The 21,078-nt window shown below is 73.3% G+C and carries 26 protein-coding genes and 1 pseudogene; 13 read left to right on the forward strand and 14 right to left on the reverse strand.

Annotation, left to right across the window (positions count from 1 at the left end; genetic code table 11):
- The first annotated feature begins 74 nt into the window (after positions 1–74).
- On the forward strand, positions 75–344 hold the full coding sequence (locus tag ACSQ2D_RS01245) for an HPr family phosphocarrier protein (RefSeq protein WP_435984204.1): 270 nt from the start codon (positions 75–77) through the stop codon (positions 342–344).
- 5 nt (positions 345–349) lie between these two features.
- Entirely contained in the window at positions 350–2,044 is a 1,695-nt protein-coding gene (gene ptsP / locus ACSQ2D_RS01250; RefSeq protein ID WP_435984205.1) for a phosphoenolpyruvate--protein phosphotransferase, read from the forward strand.
- A gap of 26 nt (positions 2,045–2,070) precedes the next feature.
- Here ptsP and ACSQ2D_RS01255 read toward each other — a convergent pair whose 3' ends face one another.
- Positions 2,071–2,511: an SRPBCC family protein gene (locus ACSQ2D_RS01255; RefSeq protein ID WP_435984206.1), complete on the reverse strand. Its 441-nt coding sequence runs from the start codon at positions 2,509–2,511 to the stop codon at positions 2,071–2,073.
- 149 nt (positions 2,512–2,660) lie between these two features.
- Here ACSQ2D_RS01255 and ACSQ2D_RS01260 point away from each other — a divergent pair, with 149 nt between their 5' ends.
- On the forward strand, positions 2,661–3,002 hold the full coding sequence (locus ACSQ2D_RS01260; protein WP_435984207.1) for a hypothetical protein: 342 nt from the start codon (positions 2,661–2,663) through the stop codon (positions 3,000–3,002).
- A 21-nt stretch (positions 3,003–3,023) separates the two neighbouring features.
- Here the strand turns inward: ACSQ2D_RS01260 and ACSQ2D_RS01265 are convergent, their stop codons facing one another.
- Entirely contained in the window at positions 3,024–4,160 is a 1,137-nt protein-coding gene (locus ACSQ2D_RS01265) for an ATP-dependent DNA ligase (RefSeq protein ID WP_435987801.1), read from the reverse strand.
- 24 nt (positions 4,161–4,184) lie between these two features.
- Positions 4,185–5,162, reverse strand: a pseudogene (ligD, locus tag ACSQ2D_RS01270) (non-homologous end-joining DNA ligase); the annotation flags it as partial.
- Positions 5,163–5,409: 247 nt separating this feature from the next.
- Here ligD and ACSQ2D_RS01275 point away from each other — a divergent pair.
- A complete protein-coding gene (locus tag ACSQ2D_RS01275) occupies positions 5,410–5,811 on the forward strand; it encodes a PPOX class F420-dependent oxidoreductase (RefSeq protein WP_435984208.1) in 402 nt (133 codons plus the stop codon).
- A 2-nt stretch (positions 5,812–5,813) separates the two neighbouring features.
- On the opposite strand, the gene ACSQ2D_RS01280 is transcribed toward ACSQ2D_RS01275, so the two are convergent.
- Positions 5,814–6,620 carry a UbiA family prenyltransferase gene (locus ACSQ2D_RS01280; RefSeq protein ID WP_435984209.1) on the reverse strand — a complete coding sequence of 269 codons (807 nt, stop codon included), beginning with the start codon at positions 6,618–6,620 and terminating at the stop codon, positions 5,814–5,816.
- 118 nt (positions 6,621–6,738) lie between these two features.
- Between ACSQ2D_RS01280 and ACSQ2D_RS01285 the strand changes: the two genes are divergently transcribed.
- The 5 genes from ACSQ2D_RS01285 (at position 6,739) to ACSQ2D_RS01305 (ending at position 10,906) form a co-directional block, all read left to right on the forward strand.
- On the forward strand, positions 6,739–7,809 hold the full coding sequence (locus tag ACSQ2D_RS01285; protein ID WP_435984210.1) for a type III polyketide synthase: 1,071 nt from the start codon (positions 6,739–6,741) through the stop codon (positions 7,807–7,809).
- A gap of 11 nt (positions 7,810–7,820) precedes the next feature.
- The gene (locus tag ACSQ2D_RS01290) at positions 7,821–8,372 is read left to right on the forward strand and encodes an isoprenylcysteine carboxyl methyltransferase family protein (protein ID WP_435984211.1); all 552 of its coding nucleotides are present in this window, start codon (positions 7,821–7,823) and stop codon (positions 8,370–8,372) included.
- Complete coding sequence (locus ACSQ2D_RS01295) at positions 8,369–9,484, forward strand: NAD(P)/FAD-dependent oxidoreductase (protein ID WP_435984212.1); 1,116 nt, start codon at positions 8,369–8,371, stop codon at positions 9,482–9,484. Before ACSQ2D_RS01290 ends, ACSQ2D_RS01295 begins: the two co-directional genes overlap by 4 nt.
- Positions 9,481–10,113 carry an isopentenyl-diphosphate Delta-isomerase gene (gene idi / locus ACSQ2D_RS01300; protein ID WP_435984213.1) on the forward strand — a complete coding sequence of 211 codons (633 nt, stop codon included), beginning with the start codon at positions 9,481–9,483 and terminating at the stop codon, positions 10,111–10,113. Before ACSQ2D_RS01295 ends, idi begins: the two co-directional genes overlap by 4 nt.
- Positions 10,114–10,186: 73 nt before the next feature.
- A complete protein-coding gene (locus tag ACSQ2D_RS01305; RefSeq protein ID WP_435984214.1) occupies positions 10,187–10,906 on the forward strand; it encodes a phosphodiesterase in 720 nt (239 codons plus the stop codon).
- Here the strand turns inward: ACSQ2D_RS01305 and ACSQ2D_RS01310 are convergent.
- From ACSQ2D_RS01310 to ACSQ2D_RS01340, 7 genes are all read right to left on the reverse strand, one after another.
- Positions 10,878–11,297, reverse strand: a complete 420-nt coding sequence (locus tag ACSQ2D_RS01310; RefSeq protein WP_435984215.1) for a CBS domain-containing protein — start codon at positions 11,295–11,297, stop codon at positions 10,878–10,880. The genes ACSQ2D_RS01305 and ACSQ2D_RS01310 overlap by 29 nt on opposite strands.
- A gap of 101 nt (positions 11,298–11,398) precedes the next feature.
- Entirely contained in the window at positions 11,399–11,839 is a 441-nt protein-coding gene (locus tag ACSQ2D_RS01315; RefSeq protein ID WP_435984216.1) for a hypothetical protein, read from the reverse strand.
- A gap of 184 nt (positions 11,840–12,023) precedes the next feature.
- Positions 12,024–12,371, reverse strand: coding sequence for a YciI family protein (locus tag ACSQ2D_RS01320; RefSeq protein WP_435984217.1), 348 nt, complete (start codon positions 12,369–12,371; stop codon positions 12,024–12,026).
- A 65-nt stretch (positions 12,372–12,436) separates the two neighbouring features.
- Positions 12,437–13,147 carry a dienelactone hydrolase family protein gene (locus ACSQ2D_RS01325; RefSeq protein ID WP_435984218.1) on the reverse strand — a complete coding sequence of 237 codons (711 nt, stop codon included), beginning with the start codon at positions 13,145–13,147 and terminating at the stop codon, positions 12,437–12,439.
- Between the two features lie 117 nt (positions 13,148–13,264).
- Entirely contained in the window at positions 13,265–13,720 is a 456-nt protein-coding gene (locus ACSQ2D_RS01330) for a hypothetical protein (protein WP_435984219.1), read from the reverse strand.
- An 82-nt stretch (positions 13,721–13,802) separates the two neighbouring features.
- A complete protein-coding gene (locus tag ACSQ2D_RS01335) occupies positions 13,803–14,354 on the reverse strand; it encodes a DoxX family membrane protein (RefSeq protein ID WP_435984220.1) in 552 nt (183 codons plus the stop codon).
- A 190-nt stretch (positions 14,355–14,544) separates the two neighbouring features.
- Positions 14,545–14,976 (reverse strand): NINE protein, encoded by a 432-nt coding sequence (locus tag ACSQ2D_RS01340; RefSeq protein ID WP_435984221.1) that lies wholly within the window; start codon positions 14,974–14,976, stop codon positions 14,545–14,547.
- A 175-nt stretch (positions 14,977–15,151) separates the two neighbouring features.
- On the opposite strand from ACSQ2D_RS01340, the gene ACSQ2D_RS01345 reads away from it, so the two are divergent.
- From ACSQ2D_RS01345 to ACSQ2D_RS01355, 3 genes are read left to right on the forward strand one after another with little or no spacing between them, the layout of a single operon-like run.
- The gene (locus ACSQ2D_RS01345; RefSeq protein ID WP_435984222.1) at positions 15,152–16,399 is read left to right on the forward strand and encodes a sensor histidine kinase; all 1,248 of its coding nucleotides are present in this window, start codon (positions 15,152–15,154) and stop codon (positions 16,397–16,399) included.
- Positions 16,387–17,028 carry a response regulator transcription factor gene (locus ACSQ2D_RS01350; RefSeq protein WP_435984223.1) on the forward strand — a complete coding sequence of 214 codons (642 nt, stop codon included), beginning with the start codon at positions 16,387–16,389 and terminating at the stop codon, positions 17,026–17,028. Before ACSQ2D_RS01345 ends, ACSQ2D_RS01350 begins: the two co-directional genes overlap by 13 nt.
- 10 nt (positions 17,029–17,038) lie before the next feature.
- Complete coding sequence (locus ACSQ2D_RS01355; RefSeq protein ID WP_435984224.1) at positions 17,039–17,959, forward strand: DUF4097 family beta strand repeat-containing protein; 921 nt, start codon at positions 17,039–17,041, stop codon at positions 17,957–17,959.
- 82 nt (positions 17,960–18,041) lie between these two features.
- On the opposite strand, the gene ACSQ2D_RS01360 is transcribed toward ACSQ2D_RS01355, so the two are convergent.
- The gene (locus tag ACSQ2D_RS01360; protein WP_435984225.1) at positions 18,042–18,407 is read right to left on the reverse strand and encodes an antitoxin; all 366 of its coding nucleotides are present in this window, start codon (positions 18,405–18,407) and stop codon (positions 18,042–18,044) included.
- Positions 18,408–18,709: 302 nt separating this feature from the next.
- On the opposite strand from ACSQ2D_RS01360, the gene ACSQ2D_RS01365 reads away from it, so the two are divergent.
- Complete coding sequence (locus tag ACSQ2D_RS01365) at positions 18,710–19,462, forward strand: SDR family NAD(P)-dependent oxidoreductase (protein ID WP_435984226.1); 753 nt, start codon at positions 18,710–18,712, stop codon at positions 19,460–19,462.
- On the opposite strand, the gene ACSQ2D_RS01370 is transcribed toward ACSQ2D_RS01365, so the two are convergent.
- Entirely contained in the window at positions 19,459–20,490 is a 1,032-nt protein-coding gene (locus ACSQ2D_RS01370; protein ID WP_435984227.1) for an NAD(P)H-binding protein, read from the reverse strand. The two genes, ACSQ2D_RS01365 and ACSQ2D_RS01370, sit on opposite strands and share 4 nt — an antisense overlap.
- Positions 20,487–21,041, reverse strand: a complete 555-nt coding sequence (locus tag ACSQ2D_RS01375; RefSeq protein WP_435984228.1) for an SRPBCC domain-containing protein — start codon at positions 21,039–21,041, stop codon at positions 20,487–20,489. Before ACSQ2D_RS01375 ends, ACSQ2D_RS01370 begins: the two co-directional genes overlap by 4 nt.
- Between the last annotated feature and the right edge of the window lie 37 nt (positions 21,042–21,078).

Here is a 21,078-nt window from a genome sequence, read left to right on the forward strand (position 1 = left end):
AGGGCGTGAGCTCGATCGCCGTCTGATCCACATCGACAGCACGACCACTCTGAATCCATAGAAGGAGCACGTCCATGGCAACCCGCACCGTCACCATCGCCTCCTCGGTGGGGCTCCACGCCCGCCCGGCCGCCCTCTTCGTCGAGGCCGCGAGCGCGTCCGGGCTCGACGTCGAGATCGCCAAGCCCGGCGAGGACCCCGTCGACGCGACGAGCATCCTCGGCGTCATGGCCCTCGGGGCCAGGCACGGCGAGGAGGTCGTCCTGACGGCCGAGGGCGACGGCGCCGACGAGACGCTCGACTCGCTCGTCGCGCTCCTCTCGCGCGACCTCGACGCGGAGTAACGAGCATGGCCGAGTCGGTGAGCTCCTCCGAGACCAGGCACGGCATCGGTGTCAGCCCGGGCACGGCGTACGGGCCGGTGGTGCAGGTCGCACCGCCGGTCCGGCCTCCGGCCGACGAGAAGGCCGTCGACGACCAGGAGGCGGCGCTCGCCGACGTGCGGGCGGCCTTCGAGTCGGTCGCCGTCTCGCTCGAGGAGCGGGCGACCCGGGTCGACGACACGGCCCAGCAGATCCTCAAGGCGACGGCCCTCATCGCCCGCGACAAGGGCCTCGTCAAGGCCGCGGCCAAGGAGCTCGCGGCCGGGCACGGCCGGGCGCACTCCATCGCCAACGCGGTGGAGACGTATGCCGCGCAGTTCGAGGCGCTCGGCGGCTACTTCGCCGAGCGGGTCGCCGACCTGCGCGACGTCGGGTCACGCGCCGTCGCAGCGGTGCTCGGGGTCCCGGCCCCCGGCGTACCCTCCTTCACCGAGCCCAGCGTCATCGTCGCCGAGGACCTCGCGCCCGCCGAGACGGCGACGCTCGACCGGCGCCTCGTCGTCGGCATCGTCACCGAGGCCGGCGGCCGCACGAGCCACACGGCGATCCTCGCCGCGCAGATGGGGATCCCCGCCGTCGTCCAGCTCGCCGGGGCCACCGAGATCGCCGCGGGCACCCCCGTCGCGCTCGACGGCGACACCGGTGAGGTGACGATCGACCCCGACATGGAGCTCGTGACCGCCCAGCGGGAGCGGGCCGCGCGCCGCGCCGAGGCGCTGTCGCACCTCTCCGGTCCGGGTCGCACGTCCGACGGCGCCGACGTCGCGTTGCTCGCCAACATCGGCGGCGTCGAGGACGCCGTCGCCGCCGGAGCCCTGGACCTCGAGGGCGTCGGGCTCTTCCGCACCGAGTTCGTCTACCTCTCGGCGACCAAGGCCCCGACGGTCGAGGAGCAGACCGAGATCTACCGCGGCGTCTTCGCGCCCTTCGAGGGACGACGCGTCGTCGTGCGCACCCTCGACGCCGGCGCCGACAAGCCGCTGAAGTTCGCCGACCTCGGGCCCGAGGAGAACCCGGCCCTCGGGCGTCGCGGCCTCCGGCTCTCGGCCGAGCGGCCCGACCTGCTCGACGCCCAGCTCGAGGCGCTCGCCGTCGCCGCCCGCGAGACCGGCGCCGACGTGCGCGTCATGGCTCCGATGGTCGCCACGGCCGAGGAGGCGGCGTGGTTCGCGCGGCGCGTCCGCGAGAACGGGCTGCCCAAGGCCGGTGTCATGATCGAGGTGCCGGGGGCTGCGCTGCGGGCCCACGATGTGCTCGGAGAGGTCGACTTCGGCTCGCTCGGCACCAACGACCTCGCGCAGTACACGATGGCCGCCGACCGCATGCAGGGCGCGCTGTCCGACCTGCTCGACCCGTGGCAGCCGGGCGTCCTCGACGTCGTCGGGCTCGCGTGCGAGGGGGCCGCCCGAGCCGGCCGTCCCATCGGGGTCTGTGGCGAGTCCGCCGGCGACCCGCTGCTCGCCCTCGTCCTCGTCGGCCTCGGGGCCTCGTCGCTGTCCATGGCGCCGAGCAAGGTGCCGGTCGTGCGGCTGGCACTCTCGCTCCACTCGGTCGCCGAGTGCCAGGCCCTCGCCGCCGCGGCCCGTGGTGCGCGCACCGCCGTCGACGCCCTCACGGCCGTGCGGGAGGCGGCCCGGACCGAGCTCACCGACCTGCTCTGAGCCCTGCCTCTGCCGGGTCGCGTCTGCTACCGCGGCTGCGACTCGGCGAAGGTCTTGAACGCCTCCATCATCGACAGGCTCTGCTTCGGGAAGCTCTTGGCCATCAGCACGCCCACGACCTTCATGGCGCCCTGGAACTGGAACTCGTTGTGGGTCACCCAGCGCGTGGCGTCGGGACCGGCCTCGTGGAACTCGTTGCGCGTGGTCGAGTGCACGCCCTTGGCGTCGTAGGTGCCATCGAACGCATACGGCAGGTCACGGCGCGTCACCGTCTCGACCATCTCGAGGGTGCCGCGCCCACGGCGGTAGGTCAGGCGGGACTGGGCGCCCGGGTGACCGGGCTCGCCGTGCATCGGCTCGAAGGAGATCAGCCCCTCCTGCCACTTCGGCAGGTTGGCCGGGTCGTCGAACAGCTCGATGAACCGCTCCCGCGGCACCTGGACGACGATCTCCTGGGTGAACTGCATGCTCGCACGCTACTGCCGATGCGCGGCGCCCGTCTGCGGCCCGCGGCGGGTGACCACCCTCATAGGCCTGAAACGGTTGCACGCCAAGGCGCCTCGATAGACTCGAGGTGGACGTCGACACCGGCGCCCACGCGGCAAAGGAGCTCGGCATGAGCACGTCTAGCCTCTACATGGATCGGGTCCGTCTCGAGGACGGCTACCACGCGGACGACCTTCCCTTCATCGAGCACGCGCTGACCCAGCTGTTCACCCAGCTGGAGCGCTTCGACCCGTCGATGGTCCACATCGGGCTCCGGGTCAAGGACCGCGGGCAGCCGGGCATGCACACCTCCGTCGAGGTCTGCATCAGCGGGCTGCCGACCGTCATCGGGGTCTCCGACCTGACCGACACCAAGGCCGCGCTCAAGGACGCCGAGACCAAGGTCGTCTCCCAGCTGCGCGAGGCGGCCGACCGCCACCACGACCGTCGCCCCCGCCAGCCCCGCCACTGACGGGTCGAGACGCCCTGTCGGTCAGTCGGACCCGGCGGAGAGGACGTCGGCGAGGTCGTAGCTGACGGGCTCGTCGAGCTGGTCGAAGGTGCACGACTCGGGCGTGCGGTCCTCGCGCCACCGGACGAACTGCGCCGTGTGTCGGAAGCGGGTGCCCTCCATGTGGTCGTAGCGCACCTCGACGACGCGCTCTGGACGCAGGGGCACGAACGAGAGGTCCTTCTGGTTGTTCCAGCGGGAGTACTCCGACGAGCGCGGAGTGCGGACGCCGCCGGCGTCCTCCGCTGGAGCAGCCCAGTTCCAGGGGTGCTCGTCCCACTCGGCGACGAGGGGCTGGAGCTCCTCGAAGAGCTCCTTGCGGCGAGCCATGGGGAAGGCGCCGATGACGCCGACCGAGGCGAGCTGCCCGTCCTCGCCGTAGAGCCCGAGCAGGAGCGAGCCGATGGCGTCGGGCCCGCTCTTGTGCACCCGGTAGCCGGCGACGACGCAGTCGGCCGTGCGCTCGTGCTTGATCTTGAACATGAGGCGCTTGTCGGGCTCGTAGGCGATGTCGACCGGCTTGGCGATGACGCCGTCGAGGCCCGCGCCCTCGAACTGGGTGAACCAGCCCTTCGCGACGTCGCGGTCGGCTGTCGCCGCGGTCAGGTGGACGGGCGCCTCGGCCGTGGCGAGTGCCTTCTCGAGCGCCGCGCGCCGCTCGGCGAACGGCTTGTCGAGGTAGGACTCTTCGCCGAGCGCGAGCAGGTCGAAGGCGACGAACGATGCCGGCGTCTCGGCCGCGAGCTTCTTGACGCGCGAGGCCGCCGGGTGGATGCGCTGCTGGAGCAGGTCGAAGTCGAGCCGGTCTCCCGACTCCGGCGACACGAGGACGATCTCGCCGTCGATGACGCATTTGTCGGGGAAGTTGGCGAGAACGGCCTCGACGACGTCGGGAAAGTAGCGCGTCATGGGCTTCTCGTTGCGGGACCCGATCTCGACGAGGTCGCCGGACCGGAAGATGATCGACCGGAAGCCGTCCCACTTCGGCTCGTAGAGCACGTCGACCTTGACGGCCGAGAAGTCCTTGACCGGCTTGGCGAGCATCGGCGAGACGGGAGGGACGACCGGCATGCCCCACGTCGTGCGCAGGTCGGCGTCGCGCTCGGCCTTGGGAGCCATGTACTCGGTGTCGGCCTTGTCGGAGCGCCGCTTGCTCGGCTGAACGCGCGGCGGCTCGCCCGGCATCTTGGGGTAGTCGGGCGGGAAGTTCAGCTCCCCGAGCCCCCGCTCGTTGACGTCCTTGTCCCACAGGGCGATCGCGGCCGCGACGTCACCGACCTCGTCGTCGATGCCGGCCCACGCGTCGCCACGGTCGGCGACGAGCTGCGGCACGGTGCGCACCGTCAGCTCCTTGGGGTCGACGGACGCGAGCTCGTCCCAGGTCACCGGCGTCGACACCGGCGCACCGGGGAGCGGCCGGGGGGAGTAGGCCGACGCGATGGTGCGGTCGCGGCAGGCCTGGTTGAAGTCGACGAAGATCTTCTCGCCGCGCTCCTCCTTCCACCACGAGGTCGTCACGAGGTCGGGGAGGCGTCGCTCGAGCTCGCGGGCGATGCCGATGACGCCGTGCCGCACGTCGAGGAACTCGTGCGTCGGCGCGACCCGCGCATAGACGTGGACCCCCCGGTTGCCGGAGGTCTTGGCCCACGCGGTGAGGCCGATCTCGGCCATCACCTCGCGCAGGGCGAGCGCGGCCTCGACGGCGTCCGTGAAACCGCGCCCCGGCTGGGGGTCGAGGTCGATGCGCAGCTCGTCGGGCCGGTCGATGTCGGCCGTGCGGACCGGCCACGGGTGGAAGGTGATGGTGTTCATCTGCGCCGCCCACACGGCATCGGCGATCTCGTCGATGACGAGCTGCGGGTGCTTGCGGCCCGACGGATAGGTGCACATGACCGTGCGCGTCCCCTCGGGCACGCCCTTGGGTGGGTTCTTGGAGAAGAACTCCTCGCCCTCGATGCCCTCCGGGAAGCGCTGGAGCGTCACCGGTCGGTCGCCGAGCGCCCGAAGCATCGGGTCGGCAACCGCGACGAGGTAGTGCGCCATGTCGAGCTTCGTCACCGGCTGCCCGTCGGCCATGCCGGCGGCCGGCCACAGCACCCGGTCGGGACTCGAGACGCGCACCTCCCGCACCCCGGACGGGCTCGACGGACTGGGCGCTTCGACGACGACGGGCTTGGCGCTCACCCGCCGATCGTAGCCACGAGGTGCGACGACGGGACGGACCGCGCGCTGTGCATCGGGTCAGGAGGTGACTTTGCCTCGCGGCAACCGGACGAACCGCGTCCGTGGGTCAGGGGGTGACCCAATGCACAGGGTGCCGGCGGGGCGTCCCTGCAGGCGGCGCCGGCGGACCGGGTACGTCTGGCCCATGACCCAGGCGCCCACGCTCCACAACCTCGGCGGCGAACGTTTCGTGCTGCTGACGACCTACCGCCGCAACGGCGAGCCGGTCCCGACCCCCGTGTGGGTGCTGCCCGACGCCGGGGCCGCGATCGTCAGCACGCCCGACGGTGCCGGCAAGCTCAAGCGCCTGCGCCACGACCCGCGCGTCACGATCCAGCCGTGCGACCGCCGCGGCAACGTGGAGCCCGACGCCCCGGTCGTCGAGGGCCGCGCCGAGATCATCCGCGACTCCGCCGCCTCCGAGGCGGTCAACCGTCGGCTCGCGCGCAAGTACGGCGTCGAGTTCCGCATCTTCATGGCCATCGAGTGGGTCGTGCGCCGCGGCAACAGCACCCGCGTCGTCGTCCGGATCACGCCGACCGACTGAGCTCAGCTGCGCACGACGAGGCTGACGACGTTCGCGAGGGCGATGAGCACCGCCGCCACGAACGGCAGGCGCCCGCGCCCCACGACGGCCACGACCGCGAGAGCCACGCTCGCCGCGAGCAGTCCCAGCCCGACGGCGTCCGGACCGGGGCCGTATGCCGCCACGACCGACCCCGCGAGCAGCACCGCGGGCGCCAGCCACCGCACGACCCGCTCCCCGAGCCGGTGCGGCAGACCGCGCACCCCGGTCGCCTCGTCGTCGGCGAGGTCGGGCAGGGCGTTGAGCAGGTGCGCGCCGACCCCGAGCAGTGCGCCGGTCAGGAGCACCCACGCGGGCGGCCAGACGGGGTGGGGGAGGGCGAGCGTGACGACGGCCGGCAGCGCGGCGAACGCGACGGCATACGGCAGCGGGGAGAGCGCGGTGCGCTTGAACCACAGGTTGTACGCCCAGCCCGAGGCGACGCCGAGGAAGAGGTGGACGAGTCCCGAGGCCCATCCGCACGCGAGCGACAGCACGACGCACGCGACGAGCGCGGCCCCGCAGGCGGCGCGGACGACCGGCTCGGTCACGGCGCCGGCGGCCAAGGGCTTGTCGGTGCGCCCGACGGCGCGGTCGCGACGTGCGTCGAGGAGGTCGTTCGACCAGCCGATCGACAGCTGGCCTGTGAGCACGGCCGCGGTCACGAGCAGCCCGCGCGCGAGCGTGTGGCCCGCCGACCAGGCGAGCAGGGCCGTGAGCACCGTGACGGCCACGGTCGGGCCCGGATGGCAGGCGAGCGCCAGACCCCGCACCGTCCGCCGCACCGCCACGGGCCGAGCCTAGGGCTCCCGCCGCCACCCTCCCGGGACCGCTGGGGACGCAACGCTCTGCCGAAGGCCCTGTCCAGCCTCGCGACACACCGGCGCCCGGGGCGCCTACTCTGAGGCGGTGAGCCACCTAGCGGCCGTCCGCGGCGTCCTGCCCGAGCACAGCTACGCGCAGGCCGAGGTCACGGCGGCCTTCGCCGACGTGCTCGGCTCGACCGGGTCGGACCGGGCGCTCCTCGAGCGCTTCCACGCCAACGCCGGGGTGAGCCAGCGCCACCTGGCCCTGCCGCTCGAGCGCTACTGGCAGCTCGCGGACTTCGGCGCGGCCAACGACGAGTTCATCCGGGTCGCGACCGAGCTCGGCTCGCATGCGGTCACCAAGGCGCTCGCCGCCTGTGGTCTCACCCCGCGGGACGTCGATCTCATCGTGTCGACGACGATCACCGGTCTCGCCGTCCCGTCGATCGAGGCCCGCGTCGCCGCCGAGATCGGGCTGCGTGACGACGTGAAGCGGGTCCCGCTCGTCGGGCTCGGCTGCGTCGCGGGCGCCGCCGGTGTGGCCCGCGTCCACGACTACCTCCTCGGCCACCCCGACGACGTCGCGGTGCTCCTCTCCGTCGAGCTGTGCAGCCTCACCGTCCAGCGCGACGACCGGTCGACCGCGAACCTCGTCGCCAGCGGCCTCTTCGGCGACGGCGCCGCCGCCGTCGTCATGGTCGGTGCCCACCGCGCGGCCGACCTCGCGTCGGCCCAGCCACGCGTCGTCGCCACCCGCAGCCGGCTCTACTCCGGCACCGAGCGCGCCATGGGCTGGGACGTCGGCGCGACGGGGCTGCGCATCGTCCTCGGCGCCGAGGTCCCCGACCTCGTGCGCGAGAACGTCCGCGACGACGTCGACCGCTTCCTCGCCGGCCAGGGCCTGACCCGCGCCGACATCGGCTGGTGGGTCGCGCACCCCGGGGGGCCGAAGGTCCTCGAGGCGATGCAGGAGGCGCTCGAGGTGGACCGGGAGGCGCTCGGCGTCACCTGGCGCTCGCTCGACCGCATCGGCAACCTCAGCTCCGCGTCCGTGCTCCACGTGCTTGCCGACACCCTCGCCGACCACACCCCCGAGCCCGGCTCGTGGGGCGTCCTCATGGCGATGGGCCCCGGCTTCTGCCTCGAGCTCGTCCTGCTCCGCGCGGCCGACTGACAGGAGTGGCGATGACCTCCCAGTGGCTCTTCACCGGCCTCGTCCTGCTCGTCGGGGTCGAGCGTCTCGCCGAGCTCATCGTGTCGAAACGCCATGCCGCGTGGGCGTTCTCGCGCGGCGGTGTCGAGCGGGGGCAGTCGCACTACCCCGTCATGGTCGTGCTCCACACGGGCCTGCTCGTCGGTGCCGTCGCGGAGGTGTGGCTCGCCGACCGCCCGTTCGTCCCGGCCCTCGGCTGGGTCATGCTCGCGCTCGTCGTGGCCAGCCAGGCCCTGCGCTGGTGGTGCATCACGACCCTCGGCAACCAGTGGAACACCCGCGTCATCGTCGTCCCCGGCCTCCCGCTCGTGCGCCGCGGCCCCTACGGCGTCATCCCGCACCCGAACTACGTCGCCGTCGTCGTCGAGGGCCTCGCCCTGCCGCTCGTGCACACCGCCTGGGTGACGGCCCTCGTCTTCACCGTCGCCAACGCGGCGCTGCTCACCGTCCGCATCCGCGTCGAGAACGATGCCTTGCGCGAGATCGCCTCTCCCGCAGGTGCCCCCACTGGGGCCACCCCGTGAGCGTCGACGTCATCGTCATCGGCGGCGGCCCTGTCGGCCTCGCCACGGCGTTGTATGCCGTCCGCTCGGGTCTGTCTCCCGTCGTCCTCGAGCCGCGGGCGGGCTCGATCGACAAGGCCTGCGGCGAGGGCCTGATGCCCGGTGGCCTCCAGGCCCTCGCCGGCCTCGGGGTCGACCCGGCCGGACACGACCTCCGCGGCATCCGCTACATCGCCCGGGGCCGCGTCGCCGAGGCCGACTTCACGGCCGGTCCGGGACGCGGCATCCGGCGCACCACCCTGCACGCCGCCCTGACCGAGGCCGTGGTCGCCGCCGGCGTCGAGGTGCTCCCGTTCGGCGCGACCGAGGTGACGCAGGACGACACGGGCGTGACCGTGCGCACCGACGACGCGGGCAGCGACGGGCCGACACTCACCGCGCCCTGGGTCATCGCCGCCGACGGGCTGCACTCGCCGACGCGCCGCTCCCTCGGTCTCGACCGCGACCACCCGACCGGCCGCCGCCTCTCCACCGGGAGCCGAGGCGTCGCTCGAACGGCCGACACGCGCCCGCTCCGCCGCTACGGGCTCCGCCAGCACTACGGCATACGCCCGTGGGGAGACCACGTCGAGGTGCACTGGGGCGCCCACGGAGAGGCGTACGTGACGCCCGTCGCCGACGACCTCGTCGGGGTCGCCGTGCTCAGCAAGCAGCGAAACCCCTTGTCCGAGAGTCTTGCCGAGTTCCCCGAGCTGCGCGAGCGCCTCGACGGGGCGCCGGTCGTGACGTCGGTGCGCGGTGCCGGGCCGCTGCGCCAGCGCACGACGCACCGCGTCGCGGGTCGGGTCCTGCTCGCCGGCGACGCGAGCGGCTACGTCGACGCCCTGACGGGAGAAGGCATCTCGCTCGGCCTCGCCCACGCGCGGGCCGCGGTCGCGGCGGTCGCCGGCGACGACCCGCAGTCCTACGAGCGGTCGTGGCGGGCGGCCACCCGGCGCTACACGCTGCTGACGCACGCGCTCGTCCACGTCACCCGCCCTGCGTGGACCCGGTGGCTGCTCGTGCCGGCCGCCGCGACCCTGCCCCCGGTCTTCCGTGGCGCGGTCAACGAGCTGGCGAGGCCCGGCCGATGACCGCCGTGACCCCGACCGGCGAGGAGGAGCTCGTCGTGCTCGTCTCCCCGGACGGCGAGGCCATCGGCACGGCGCCCAAGGCGACGGTCCACCACGCCGACACCCCGCTCCACCTCGCCTTCTCCGTCTACCTCCTCGACGACACCGGCTCGCTCCTCGTGACGCAGCGCGCCCTCGCCAAGGCCACCTTCCCGGGCGTCTGGACCAACTCCGCCTGCGGTCACCCGGCCCCGGGTGAGCCCGTCGAGGACGCCGTCGCCCGCCGCGCGCGGGACGAGCTCGGCCTGGACGCGCACGAACTGCGCCTCGTGCTGCCCCGCTTCTCCTACCGCGCCGAGATGGACGGCGTCGTCGAGTGGGAGCTGTGCCCGGTGCTCGTCGGTCGCGTCAGCGGGGTCGCGCCTGCGCCCGGCCCCGACCCCGCCGAGGTCGAGGCGGCGGAGTGGGTGCCGTGGCGCCAGTTCTCCGCGGACGTCCTGTCCGGCCGACGTGCGGTCTCGACGTGGTGTCGTGAGCAGGTGACCGAACTGGCCGCCCTCGGTCCCGACCCGGCGGCCTGGCCGTCCGCCGACACCGCCGACCTCCCGCCCGCGATGTCCTCCCGTCCGAGACGACCCCCACTCGAGTGAGCGCCCCGCCCCGGTCGAGTGAGCGCCCCGCCCCAGGACGGCGCAGTCGCCTCCGGCTGGGTAGGTGGACCTCGTGACCGCCACCTCTCTCCCGCGACCCGCACCGCCGCGTATGCCCACCCCTCCCGAGCGCGCTGCCGGCGTCGTGCTCGCCGCGGGACTCGGGCTCGTCGCGTGGGCCTCCGGACGCAAGCCGCTCCATGCCGTCGGGAGGACCTGGGACGCCGAGCTGCGCATCGACGCGCCGGCCGCGCACCTCGGGGTCCCGCTGCTCGTCGACCGCGGCGTGCACCCGTGCACCGTCCGCGTCTCCCGCGCCATGAGCACCAGGCCCGGCTGGTGGGACGTCGGCGGCCTCGCCGTGCGTCTGCCGGCCGCCGGCACGTCCGGCGGCCCCGCCGACCTGCTCCTCGCCACGACGGGGACGGGACGGGTCACCCGCTACGTCCTGCGTCCGGTCCGGTGGGCCACGAGCCGACCCCTGACGACGCTGCTGCCGACCAGGGCAGGGGAGCACTCGCTCGCCCTGCTCGCGAGACCCAGCGGCGACGACGCCGTGCCGCGTGAGTACGAGCTGGCGGCATCGCTCGACGGTGGCGCCTGGCGCGCGATAGGGCTCCTGCAGCTGCACCTCGAGCAGGCTGACGCCCCCACGCGGTTCGACCCGGTCGTCAACGAGCTCGCCGGCACCTCACCGCCGGCCTGGGTCGTCGCCGTGCGCGAGCCCGCCTACCGGTGGGCGCGGCGGCTCGGCAGCAGACGCCTCAGAGACGGTCAGGCGCAGCCGCGCTGATGTCGGCGAGCACCGAGCCGTGATCCTGCTCGATCGCCAGGTCGCCGAGTGACACGACTCCCACCGGCGTGCCGCCCTCCACGACGGGGACGCGCCGCACGGCACTGTCGCGCATGAGGCGCACGACGTCGCCGACGAGGTCGTCCGGTGCGGCCACCACGTCGGCCGGGGTGCTGATGCTCGAGAGCATGGCCGAACCGGGCGCCACGTTCTCGGCGATGACCCGCAGCACGATGTCCCGGTCCGTCACGATGCCGACCAGCTCGTCGCCGTCCACCACGAGGACGCTGCCGATGTTGACGTCGCGCATGGCGCGGGCCGCGTCGACGGCCGTCGCCTCGGGCCCGAGCACGACGGGACCCTCTGTCATGATCTCGCGGACGGTCTTCACGATGTCGCCCTTCTCTCGCGGTCGCTCACGGTCCCCCTACCCAGTGGCAGCCTGCGTGGACAGCCGAGGACCTCAGGGAGTGGACCCGTGGGGCCGAAGCGTCAGAGGACCTCGTCGGCGATGGCCACGAGCGCAGCGGTCTCGCACCCGGCGGCGAGCGCCTCGTGCGTGGCGTGCCGGGCCGCCACGAGCGCGTCGGGCTTGAGGGCCGCGATGACCGCGGCGACGGCGCGCGCCTCGACGCACTCGTCGTGCTGGCGGAGCTCGTCGAGGTTGCACGTGCTGGGGTGGGTGCCGAGGTTGGCTTCGCAGGCGGAGTCGAGGTCGCGCTCGAGGTCCCAGAGCGCGACGAGGTCGTCGATCTCGGGATAGTGCTCGAGACCGCTCCGGGCGACCTCGAGGGCGTTGCGGTCGTGCACACCGGCGACGGCGCACGCGAGGCGTGCGACGCGGAAGGCGAAACGTCGCGCGTCCCCTCGCTCGGCGCCCGCGATGCGCGCGGCGAGGCCGGGAGCCACGGCCTCGACCAGGTGCAGCTTCACGGGTACTCCTCGACGGTCTGGGGCGGGGCGGCAACAGCAGCCCACCCGGCCATACCCGCTCGGGCACCTGCCCACCCGGTCGGCGGCGGCTGGTCCGGTAGGTGGCCGTCCGGACCGCCACGAACACCCGCAAACGGCCCCAGCGGCACGGTGCCGGGGCCGTCCGCGACGGTTGGGTGCGAGGTCACTCGTCCTGCAGGGCCCGCACCTCGACGGGACCGTGACACGCCGCCGAGCCCTCCCGGGCCAGGGCCAGGGCGGCGTCGAGGTCGGCGGCCTCGACGATCCAGAAGCCGCCGAGCCACTCACGGGCCTCGCTGAACGGGCCGTCGGTGACCGACCCGGCGCCGGCCGACGCGTCGACGACCTTGGCCTGGCTCACGTCGGTGAGCCCGCCGGCGTGGACCCACGCCCCGGTCTCCTGCAGCTTCCGGTTGAAGGCGTCGACGGCGGCGTACATGTGCTGGATCTCGTCCTCGGAGGGCATGGCGTCGCCCTCGCGGTGGTGGACGGAGAGGAGGAACTGCGTCATGGGAGGTGCTCCTGGGTCGGTGGTGTGGCTGGGTCCGGCTCGTTCCGTCGGCAGGGGGGAGACGCTCAGCCGACGGGCAGCCGCTCGCGGAGGAACTCGGTCGTCGTCGCCCACGCGAGCGCCGAGGACGCCGGGTCGTGCCACGGCATGTCGTCGTTGTCGAAGGCGTGGTCGGCGCCGGCATACGTCTCGAAGACGGTCGCGGGCTGCTCGGTCACGGAGGCCTCGATGCGGCGCACCGTCTCGGTGTCGATGAAGGAGTCGGCGAGCCCGAAGTGGTGCAGGCTCGGGGCCGTCACCGTCATGACGTCGTGGAGGCCGGGGAGCGCCGAGCCGTAGTAGCTGACGAGCGCGTCGAGCGGCGCGGAGCCGTCGGACTCGAGGTGTGCGGCCACGTTGAAGCCGAGGCCCCCGCCGAAGCAGAAGCCGACGGCGCCGACACCGGCGGTGACCTCGTCGCGGTCGCGCAGCCACTCGACCGTCGCCGCGGCGTCGGTGACGGCGGCCTGCCAGTCGAGGCGCTGCACGAGGCCCATGCCCTGCTGGAGCGCGTCGTCGCCCTCGACGGGCGAGGTGACGCCGAGGCGCCAGAAGATCTCGGGTGCCACGACGACGTAGCCCTGCTCGGCGAGCTGGGCGCCGCGGCGCTGGATGTAGTCGCTGACGCCGAAGATCTCCTGCAGCACGACGATCCCCGGCCCGTGCCCGGTCGGAGGGAGCCAGAGGTGCGCGGGCATCTCGCCGGCGTCGGTCGTGATGGTCACGTGTTCGGTCATGCCGTCAGTATGTCGAGACGGCCGGGACCGTGGCCGTGTGGCGCCAGCGTGTCCCGGCCGTCGTGATGGCGTATGCCGTGTGCTCTCGCGGGTGCCCGAGGCGGGCTCGTCGGGAGGTCAGCGTCGCGGACGCAGCTCGAGCAGGCGCGCGTCGTACATCCGCACCCGCTCGGCGAGGACGTCGTGCTCGCGCTCGTGGCTGCGCAGCACCGCGACGAGCACCACGATGACGACGACGAGGAGGCCACCGAGGGCCACGAGGGTCAGGACGCCAGCGCGCGTGTCCGCGCGACCGGTGGCGAGCAGGGCGAGGACGGCGACGAAGAGCAGCGCGACGACGCCTCCGAGGCCGCCGATGCGACGCGACGCGGACCGGTCGGTCGCGTCGAGCGCCTCCTGGGCGATGGCGCGCTCCTCACGGGCGACGCTGCGGCACAGGTAGGTCGCGGCCGGGAAGCGGTGGCTGTCGCGGCGGCGACCGCGCCCGTGCAGCCGGTAGTCCATGGGGACGTCGACGAGGTGCGGGCGGGGTGCGCCGTGGCCCGGCGCGGGGATCGTGGTCAGCGCGGTCATCTGCGGGCTCCTTCTCTCTGCCGCTGGGTGCGCCCCATCACCATCAGGGTGCACCCAGCGGCGGCTGGGTGATGCGGTTTCGTCAGTCGTCCGAGCCGGCGTGCAGCCGGGCCCCGAGGGCGTAGGCGGCGACGACGAGGGCCGAGGCGGCCAGGACGATGTCCTTGAGGACGTACTGGCCCATCAGCGTCGGGCCGTGCGGGAAGAGCTCGGCCGTGAAGAGGGCCAGCGGCGACATGATCCCGATGAGCGCTCCACCGAGGACGACGATGCCGAGCCGCAGGAACCTGCCGGTGACGAGGGTCAGGCCGATGACCGTCTCGGTGACGGCGGTGAGCAGCACCGCGGTGTGGCCCGAGACGAGGCCGAAGGTCAGCCGGTCGATCGTCGCCGAGGCGATGGCCTCGGCCGGGCTGAGACCCGGGACGAACTTGATGACGCCGAAGCCGAGGAAGACCAGCCCGAGGCTGATCCGCAGGGCCTGGAGGCTGTAGGCCACGAGGAACGCCTGGAGGCGGTCGACGGCGGTGGTGGCGACGCCCGTCACGGTGCCGCGGAGGGTGCCGAGGCGGGTGGACGGGGTGGATCGGTGGGTCCCGGGCTTGCCGGGACCGTCGAGGACGTACTGCGACATGGTGGTTGCTCCTTGTGAGGTCGAACTGTCGAGACCTCAGATGGAGCAGGACCGCCGGAAGATACGCCTGACGCTCGGGTTGAGTCGACCTACCTAGACCAAACACGGCCCGACGCGGGCAAATCGGACGCCGTCGGTGGCCCTCGCAATTCGCTTGACACGCAAGCGCATTCGCGCAGGTACTGCGTGGTCACCAGTTGACGAGCAGCCGCTCCTGCTTGTCGCGGAAGCTCCCGACGAGGATGAGGATGAGATCGACGAGCGCCCAGACCCCGAGCCCGCCGAAGGTGACGAGCTGCAGGATGCCGGTGCCGACCTTGCCGACGTAGAAGCGGTGCACGCCGAGGACCCCGACGAAGAAGCAGAGCAGCGCCGCCGCGAGCCTCGAGCGGTCGCTCACGGGCTGCCCCTCGGCGTCGAGGGCCACCGGCACGAAGGCCGCCGCGAGGGAGGGCGCGGCCTGGACGGGCGTCGGCGCGGGTGGGAGGAGCGGGCCGAGCTGGTCGGTCCACGAGTCGCCGTCCCAGTAGCGCGACTGGGGCTTGCCCTCCGGGTCGGGATACCAACCCGCGGGGATCTCGCGCGGTGCCGGGGGGACCGGCTGGTCGGGCTGCTGCGTCATGGGGGCCTCCGAGTGGTGGACGGTCGTCGGGCTGACCGGGGCTCCCTCCCAGCATGGTGGACACCGCCTCCCGGCGGCAGCCCCTTCGGCACCGGACCGCCCTGTACTTTTCTCCACCCCCGGCCGGTCACCCACGTCATGGTCCGGCGTGCCCACGGACCCCTACCGTGGTCGCGTGACCACGATCCCCGCCCGCGTCGAGCAGCGCCTCGCACCCCGCCACACGGCATACGTCGTGCTCGGCGGGGTCGTCGGTGCGCTGGCGGCGCCGGTGGTGTGGACGCTCGCGAGCCTCGCGACGGGACTGCTCGTCGTCGTCGTCGGTGTCGCGTTCGTCGGGCTGCTCCTGCTCGTGTCGGAGGGGCTGAGCCGCTGGCACCGCGCCCGGGCCGCAGCACTGCTCGGCGTCGTCGTCGGCGCGCCGGCCGCACCGGTCGAGCCGGGATGGCGCGGCTGGCTGGCGCGGCTGGGCCGGGCGACGACGTGGCGGCAGCTGGCGTACCACGCGTTCGTCGGCCCCACCCTGCTCGCGGCGTCGGCCGCGGTCGTCGCGTCCTGCTGGGGTGGCGGCCTCGTGCTCGTCACCTCGCCGCTCTGGTCGCGGATCAGCCCCGAGGTGCTCGCCCTGCCCGGCGGTCTCCTCCAGGGGGTCGGACGGATCTGGGTGTCGACCGCCGTCGGCTTCGGCCTCCTCGTCCTCGCCCCGCGGGTGGCCCGCTGGCTCGCCGCCCTCGACCTCGTGGTCCTGCGCCCGATGCTCGGCGAGACGCGCGGCGAGCAGCTCTCCCCGCGGGTCACGGCGCTCGAGCAGACCCGCGCCGGCGTCATCGACGCCGCCGACGCCGAGCGTCGCCGCATCGAGCGCGACCTCCACGACGGCGCCCAGCAGCGCCTCACCTCGCTCGCGCTCAACCTCGGGATGGCCCGCTCGGCGCTGGCACCCGATGCGCCACCCGAGACGCGCCGGGCCATCGAGGAGGCGCACGACGAGGCGAAGCAGGCGCTCGCCGAGCTGCGCGGCTTCGTCCGCGGCCTCCACCCCGCGGTGCTCGACGAGCGGGGGCTCGACGCGGCCCTGTCGGGCATCGTCGCCCGGGCGCCCGTGCCGACGAGCCTGCACGTGCTCCTCGCCCGGCGTCCCCCGCGGACGCTCGAGGCCGTCGCCTACTTCGTCGTGTCGGAGGCCCTGACCAACGTCGCGAAGCACTCCGGAGCCACCCGCGCCGCCGTCCGCGTCACCTCGGACGCCGACCACCTCGTCGTCGAGGTCAGCGACGACGGCCAGGGCGGCGCCGCGACGGGCGCCGGATCGGGGCTCACCGGGCTGACCAACCGGGTGGCGTCCGTCGACGGCACCCTCACCGTGACCAGTCCGGTCGGCGGTCCCACCGTGCTCAGGGCGGAGATGCCATGCGGGTCGTGATCGCCGAGGACTCGATCCTCCTGCGGGACGGGCTGATCCGTCTGCTCGCCGCCAACGGCATCGAGGTCGTCGAGGCCGTGGGCGACGCCGAGGCAGCACTCGTGGCCGTCGAGCGGCACCGGCCCGACCTCGCCCTGCTCGACGTGCGGATGCCGCCGAGCCACACCGACGAGGGGCTGCGCGCCGCGCTCGTCATCCGCGCCCAGTGGCCCGAGGTCGCGCTGCTCATCCTCAGCCAGTACGTCGAGGAGCGGTATGCCGCCGACCTCCTCGCGAGCACCACCTCCGCCGTCGGCTACCTCCTCAAGGACCGCGTCGCCGACGTCGACGAGTTCGTCGACTCGCTGCGCCGCGTCGCGGGCGGGGGCACGGCGCTCGACCCCGAGGTCGTCGCCCAGCTGTTGCTGCGGCGCGACAAGAGCCCCCTGCAGCGCCTCACCGACCGCGAGCGCGAGACGCTCTCGCTCATGGCCGAGGGTCGCTCCAACACCGGCATCGCCCGCGCCCTGCACGTGAGCGAGAGCGCGATCGCCAAGCACGTCAACGCCATCTTCACCAAGCTCGACATGCCGACCACGGCGGGCGACCACCGCCGCGTCCTGGCCGTGCTCCAGTACCTCTCGGAATAGGGGACCCACCATGTCCGTGCACGACCCGACGAACCCCCAGACGACCCAGCCGTCGTCCGTCCCCGACGACCGCGTCCACGGCGACTCGCTGCCCGGCGCCGAGCCCTACGGCGACTCCTGGCTCCGGCCGACCCTGACGGCCGAGCCGGCCGTCGGCGCGCCCGCCGGCTCGCCCGGCGGCCCGAACGGCGCCGGTGGTGGACCGGCCACCCCGTCAGCACGTCCGTGGTGGCTCCTCGCCGGACTCGGGGCGACCCTCGTCCTCGCGGGTGCCGCCGGCGTCACGACGTGGGGCGCGGCAACCGGTGGTCTCTGGCGGAGCGTCGACCAGCACCAGACCTACGAGCAGCCTGTCGGTGCCCTGACGATCAGGGGTGGGGCGAGCGACATCGAGGTCCGCGGCGGCGGCGCGGCGGGCACGGTCCAGGTCAGCCGACACCTGTCGTGGGGTCCGGGATCGAGCGAGCCGACGCCGCGAGAGCAGTGGACCGGCACGACGCTCACCGTCGACGCGGAGTGCCGCGGCCTCGTTGCCTGGTGCTCGGTGGACTACGTCGTCGTCGTCCCTGACGCGGCCGACGTCACGGTCGACACCGGGTCCGGCGACATCACGCTGACCGGCTCCCTCGGCGGCGTCACGCTCAAGGCGGGCTCCGGGGACATCGAGACGGCAGATCTCGGGGCCGAGCAGGTCACGGCCGAGGCGGGCAGCGGGGACATCGACGTCGAGCTCGCGAGTGCGGTCTCGCCCGTGTCGCTCAGGACGGGGTCGGGCGAGGTCTCGGTGCGCCTGCCACAGGACGCCGTGTATGCCGTGGACACCGAGACGGGGTCCGGCGACACGGAGGTCAGCGTCCCGACCAACCCGGGCAGCACCACGACGCTGCGGATCCGGACCGGGTCCGGCGACATCGCCGTCGACGCCCGCTGACGCGGCCGACGCACCCCGCACACGACGAAGCCGTATGCCGCCGAGGGGGTCTCGGCGGCATACGGCCCTGGGAGGTGCCGGCTCAGGTGGGGTTGCCGGCGGGGGTGTCCTCGTCGAAGGCGCTGTGCTTGTCGTCGGGCACGGCAGAGGCGGCCGGGGTGGGAGGAGCCGCCTGGTCGTGATGCTCGACGAGCTTGTCGATGCCCTTGTCGACCGAGGCACGGACCTTGGTCACGGTGTCGGCGTGCTTGCCGCCGGTCTTCTCGTCGATCTTGGCCTCGGCCTTGTCGAGGGCCCCGTCGACCTTGCCCCGGTTGTCGTGGGCGTAGCCCGCGGCAACCGACATCGCGGCCTTGGCCATCTCGACGACCGCGTCGCCGAAGTCCTTGGCCTTCTCCTGCAGGTGGACCTCGTCCGCCTTGCTCTTCAGCTGCTCACCGAATGACACGGTGTCTCCTCGTCTCGCACTGGTCCGACCCTCGTCGGCTCACTGCATCCACAGTCATACCCGGCACCCCTCGCCCGCAACCGGGGTCGACCCCGAAATCGACCCCGATCGACCCTGATTCGCCGGCCTTGCGGCCCGTCTGCCCGACATGTCCGCGAACGTCACGGAACGTCCCGCCGGCCACTGTCTCGTCGGTCACGTCGGCCGATCTGTGACGCGGGGAACTGCGCTCCGGCCGCGACCGGCAGAGACTGGAGAGGCAGGCGGAGCGCCTGCCCCACAACTGAACTGGAGTGATCACCATGAAGCGACTCGACGGACGCGTGGCGCTGGTGACGGGCGCGGCGAGCGGCATCGGCAAGGCGACGGCGGGGCGACTCGCCGACGAGGGCGCAGCGGTCCTGCTGACCGACGTCAACGAGACCCTCGGGGCCACGACGACCGAGGAGCTCAAGGCCTCCGGAGCGCGCGTCGAGTTCCTCCGGCACGACGTCACGAGCGAGGCCGACTGGGAGGCCGCCGTCGCCAGGGCGGTCGAGGCGTTCGGGTCGCTCGACATCCTCGTCAACAACGCCGGGATGGGTGACCTGGCCCCCATCGAGGACACGAGCCTCGCCGACTGGGAGCGCACCATCGCCATCGACCAGACCGGTGTCTTCCTCGGCATGAGGACCGCCGCCGACCAGCTCAAGGCCTCGGGCCACGGAACCGTCGTCAACATCAGCTCGATCTTCGGCACGAGCGGCGGCTTCGGCACCTCGCCCGCCTACCACGCCGCCAAGGGCGCGGTCCGGACGCTGACGAAGAACGTCGCCCTGCACTGGGCCACCGAGGGCGTGCGCGTCAACTCGGTCCACCCCGGCTTCATCGACACCCCGATCCTCGACGCCGCGCGCGGCACCCCGTTCGAGCAGGCGATGATCGACCTGACCCCGATGGGCCGGCTCGGCCGGCCCGAGGAGATCGCGGCCGGTGTGGCCTACCTCGTGAGCGACGACGCGGCCTTCGTCACCGGTCTCGAGCTCTACATCGACGGGGGCTACATCGCCCGCTAGCGTCCGCGGGCGGTCGACCACGCCCAGTCGAGGACCGACCGGTGCCGGGACCACGACGGGTCGCCCGCCGACGGCGCCTGGGGGTCGCCGTCGAGCGAGGCCCCGTCGGGGGCCCCGTCGCCGGCCCGTGTCGTCGCGAGCGACCGGGTCACCGCGTCGGAGACACCGAGCCGCCCGCCCGGTGGCTCACCGAGCACGTCGGCCGCGTCGCGGTCGCCGACCATGTCGTGCCCGAGGCTCGGGATGAGCGACTCCACCGTGCCGCTCGGCACGTCGACGAGGGCGCCGGCCACGCGGGCGACGGTCTCGACGGGGGCCAGCCACACGGGCACCTGCACCCGCAGCAGCCGGGCGCGGGCGGCATACGTCCGCAGCAGGGAGACGTAGCTGAGCCGGTCGGGGCCGACGACGTCGAGGTGTCCCGTCACGTCGGGCCGCTCGAGCGCCTCGGCGAGGAACCACACGGCGTCCGCCACGGCCACCGGCTGGATGACCGAGCTGCCCATCCAGGCCGGCACGGTCTGCACGACCCCGAGCCGGGTCGACATCTGCCGCATCACCTCGAAGCTCGTCGACCCGGCGCCGACGACCATCGAGGCCCGGAGGGTCAGCACCGAGCAGTCAGCCGTCGCGAGGATCTCCTCGACCTCGAGCCGCGAGAGCAGGTGGTCCGAGAGCTCGTCGTCGGGCAGGTCGGGCACGATGCCCGAGAAGTAGACGAGGCGGCTCGCGCCGACGACGCCCGCGGCGTAAGCGACGTTGTCGGCGGCCTGCCGGTCGCGCTGCCTGAAGTCGTCGGCGTCGAGGCCGTGCACGAGGTAGCAGACCGCGTCGACGCCCTCGAGCGCCTCGAGGACACGCTCCTCGTCGTGGACGTCGACGCGCCGCCACTCGACGTCACCGGACCACGGGTATGCCGTCGCCGGGCTCCGGTGGTGGGTGGCCACGACGTCGTGGCCGCGGCGGAGCAGCTCGGGGACGAGCCGGGACCCGACGTAGCCGCTCGCGCCGACGACGGCGACCCTCATCGCCGTTTGCGCTCGCGGCGGTCGCGCCGGAAGGAGCCGAGGAGGTCGGTCGCCGAGCGGACGAGGTCGAGCGAGCTGTCGTCGTCCGCCTCGGCGTCCGGGACCGGCCCCGACACCGACATGCACGTGAGGAAGCGCTCGATGAGCGGGTCGGAGGCGCGCTGGACGAGGCCGGTGCCGAAGTCCATCGGGAAGCCGAGGAAGACGAGGTCGGTCACGAGGTGCGCGCGGGTGCGGTCGTCGTCACCGGCGACCGGGTGCAGCGTCAGCGTGATGTCGATGGTCGCCTTGCCGAGGCCGTGGCGCTCCTGGCCCGAGGCCGTCAGGCGCGCCCGGCCGCCCTTCTCGTCGCGCTCGACCATCGACCCGGTGCCGTCGAAGTACATCGACAGCGGCCCGAGCTTGGCCTTGATCTCGCCGACGAAGTCGTCGCCGTCGACCTGCGTGACCTTCGCCCCGGGGAAGCACCGGCCGATCCGGCGCAGGTCCATGAAGTTCGTCCAGACCACGCTCCGCGGTGCGTCGAGCTCCTGCTCGTGCCCGAGTCTCATCGCGTGTCCTTCCGTCAGGCGCGCCGCCCGGTGGCTG

The sequence above is a fragment of the Terrabacter sp. LjRoot27 genome (assembly GCF_964254175.1).
In the GTDB taxonomy this organism is placed as follows: Bacteria; Actinomycetota; Actinomycetes; order Actinomycetales; family Dermatophilaceae; genus Terrabacter.